This window comes from Phenylobacterium sp., from assembly GCF_020402505.1.
GTDB lineage: Bacteria > Pseudomonadota > Alphaproteobacteria > Caulobacterales > Caulobacteraceae > Phenylobacterium.
Window position 1 is genome coordinate 1 of record NZ_JADBZL010000210.1, and the last position, 3,126, is coordinate 3,126.

Consider the following 3,126-nt stretch of genomic DNA (forward strand, 5'->3'; position numbering starts at 1 on the left):
GTACTCCTGGCGGCGGAGCTTGAAGACGCCGCGGTTGACCAGGGTGCCAGCGCGGTCCCGGAGGTTCAGGCCTTCGGTCTCAAGGGCGAGGGTGCAGAGCTCCTCGAACTTCTTGTCGACTTCGCCAGTCATGGCGGCCTCAGAACAGGCCTGGGCGAAACCACCACCCAGCACCGTGATCGCCGCATGGCCGGACCCGGCCGCTCCCATCACCAAAGCTGCACCGATCGCGGCGCACGTCCAACGATACTGCATAACTGGCTCCAAGGCTGAGGGCGACCTAGCTTCGGGAGCGCCCGATCTCCCGCCACAGAATATAGGTGCTGCTGGCGGCCACGACCATGGCCCCGATGAGGGTCAGCATCGCCGGCGTCTCACCCCAGATCAGGAAGCCGATCACGCCCGCCCAGACGAGCTGGGTGTAATCGAATGGCGCAACGACGGCGACGGGCGCCCGGCGGATCGCTTCGGTCAGGAGCAGCTGGCCGGTCCCGCCAATCAGGCCGGAGCCGATGAGCAGGAGGAGGACCTCCGGACCCGGCAGGACCCACCCGAAGGGCAGGCTGGCCAGCCCGAGGACGGCGCCTGCGAGGGTGAAGTAGAAGACGATGGTCGGGCCGGGCTCGGTTCGACTGATCTCCCGGATGGCGATCATGGCGCCCGCGGATCCGACAGCCGCCGCAATGGCGAAGAGGACGCCGATTCCGACGAACTGGCGGGGATCCGGATGGACCATGATCAGGACGCCGATGAAGCCCACGGCCACGGCCATCCACCGGTGGACGCCGACCGGTTCCTTCAGGATGAGGGCCGACAGGGCGACCATGAACAGCGGGGCCGAGAACGAAATCGCGGTCGACTGGGTCAGGGGAAGGAGGCTCACGGCGGTGAAGCCGCAGACCATGCCGGTCAGGCCTACGCCGGAACGTACGAGATGAGCGCCCGGGCGGCGCGTCCGCAGCACCCCGAAGCCCGTGGTCTTCCAGATGTAGAGCAGCACGGGAATGAAGGCGAAGGCGTTCCGGAAGAAGATGATCTCCAGAACGGGTACGCCCCGCTCCGCGCAGAACTTCACGATGGCGGCGAGAAGCGCCATGAGGGCCATGGCGAGGACGCGAAGGAGGATCCCCAGAGCTGGGTTCTGGGGGACCGGACGTACGCCCGCAGGGTCAGCGAGGATCGGATCCGGCGCGGCCAAGGGGCGGGTCCTTTTCGAGGGCCTCAACCCATCGGGTACATGATGTCGCGGGTGACCTCGTCGATCGCCTTCAGGACCTCCGGCGACAGGACCACGTCCGCCGCAGCGAAGATGTCGTCCAGCTGGTCCTCGCGGGTCACGCCGACGATGGTCGAGGCCACGAAGTCGTGCTGCTTCGACCAGGCGGTGGCGAGGGTGACCAGGGACATGCCCGCCTCGGCGGCGATCTTCGCGAAGCGCCCGGTCGAGGACAGGCTCTTCTCGTTGACGAAGCGGCGCGCCATGGTCGCCTGCCGGCCGCCCAGCTCAAGGTAGCGGCTGAAACGGGCCCCGGCCGGCAGGGCGCCGCCATTGTACTTGCCCGACAGCACGCCGCCCGCGAGGGGCGAGTACGGGATCGAGCTGACCCCCTCCTGCCGGCAGACCTGAGCCAGGTCGTCCTCGAAACGGCGGTTGTTCAGGCTGTGGTTGTTCTGGATGGTCTCGTAGCGGGCGAAGCCCTCGCGCTCCGAGGTCGACAGGGCCTTCATCAGGCCCCAGGAGGTCTCGTTGGAGCATCCGAGCACCCGCACCTTCCCGGCCCGGACCAGCTCGTCCAGGGTCTCCAGGGCGTCCTCGTAGCGGGCGCCGTGGTCCGGCCAGTGGGTCTGGTAGAGGTCGACATAGTCGGTGCCGAGGCGGCGAAGGCTGTCCTCGATGGCGCGGGTGATGTTGTGACGGTCGAGGGCCGTCATGCCGGCGCGCTGGGAGCCCTTGATCCAGCCATGGCTGGGGCCGCAGACCTTGGTCGCCAGGATGATCTCGTCCCGGCGCTTGGTCTTCATCCAGCGACCGAAGATCTCCTCGGTCAGGCCCGCCCAGGACTCCTGGGGAGGCACCGGATAGTTCTCCGCAGTGTCGAAGAAGTTGATCCCGGCCTCGAGGCTCCGGTCGAGGATGCGGTGGGAGGTCTTCTCGTCCGCCTGGGACCCGAAGGTCATGGTCCCCATGCAGATCTTGGATACGACGATCGGGCTGCGGCCCAGGCGCTGATGCTGCATGGCGGTCTCTCCCCTGCCCCGGCGCGGGCCTGATCGCCCGTCTGTCCTGCATCCGGCTGATAAGCGGCGCCAAGGGGGGTGGCAAGCCTCGCAATCGCGGTCGGAGGCGCTAAGATGCCCCCGGTTCCTGAGCGAGAGGGGCAAGGGCATGAGCGCGGACTACGGGGACAACCGGCCGGACCTGTCGGCCTTCTGGATGCCCTTCACGGCCAACCGGCAGTTCAAGGACGCCCCTCGCCTCCTGGCCGAGGCCAGCGGCATGTACTACCGCACGGTGGACGGCGACACGGTCCTGGACGGCACCGCCGGCCTCTGGTGCTGCAACCTCGGCCACGCCCGGGAAGAGATCACCGCCGCCGTCTCCCGGCAGCTGGCTACCCTGGACTTCGCCCCGACCTTCCAGATGGGCCATCCCCTGCCCTTCCGGCTGGCGGCCGCCCTCTCGGAGGTCGCGCCGCCCGGGCTGGACCGGATCTTCTTCACCAATTCGGGCTCGGAGTCGGTGGACACCGCCCTGAAGATGGCGCTGGCCTATCACCGGGCCCGCGGCGAGGGCCAACGGGTGCGCCTGATCGGCCGCGAGAAGGGCTATCACGGGGTGGGCTTCGGCGGCATTTCCGTGGGCGGCCTGGTGAACAACCGCCGGACCTACGTGACGCTTCCGGGCGTCGACCACATCGCCCACACCTTCGATCCCGAGCGCAACGCCTTCTCCCGGGGCCTGCCCGAGCATGGCGCCGAGAAGGCGGACGAGTTGGAGCGCCTGGTCGCCCTGCACGGCGCCGAGACCATCGCCGCCGTGATCGTCGAGCCGGTGGCCGGATCGGCCGGGGTCCTGCCGCCGCCCAGGGGCTACCTCGAGCGCCTGCGCGCCATCTGCGACCGGCA

At 68.7% G+C, this 3,126-nt stretch carries 3 protein-coding genes and 1 pseudogene; 1 reads left to right on the plus strand and 3 read right to left on the minus strand.

What is annotated here, in order from left to right; all coding sequences use genetic code 11:
- From IM632_RS13665 to IM632_RS13675, 3 genes and pseudogenes are all read right to left on the minus strand, one after another.
- Nucleotides 1–255 (minus strand): annotated as a pseudogene (locus IM632_RS13665) (hypothetical protein); the annotation flags it as partial.
- 25 nt (nucleotides 256–280) lie between these two features.
- Nucleotides 281–1,198, minus strand: coding sequence for a DMT family transporter (locus IM632_RS13670; protein ID WP_296479734.1), 918 nt, complete (start codon nucleotides 1,196–1,198; stop codon nucleotides 281–283).
- A 23-nt stretch (nucleotides 1,199–1,221) separates the two neighbouring features.
- On the minus strand, nucleotides 1,222–2,238 hold the full coding sequence (locus IM632_RS13675; RefSeq protein ID WP_296479735.1) for an aldo/keto reductase: 1,017 nt from the start codon (nucleotides 2,236–2,238) through the stop codon (nucleotides 1,222–1,224).
- Nucleotides 2,239–2,386: 148 nt separating this feature from the next.
- On the opposite strand from IM632_RS13675, the gene IM632_RS13680 reads away from it, so the two are divergent.
- The coding region (locus tag IM632_RS13680) for an aminotransferase class III-fold pyridoxal phosphate-dependent enzyme (RefSeq protein ID WP_296552481.1) at nucleotides 2,387–3,126 on the plus strand (740 nt) is incomplete at its 3' end.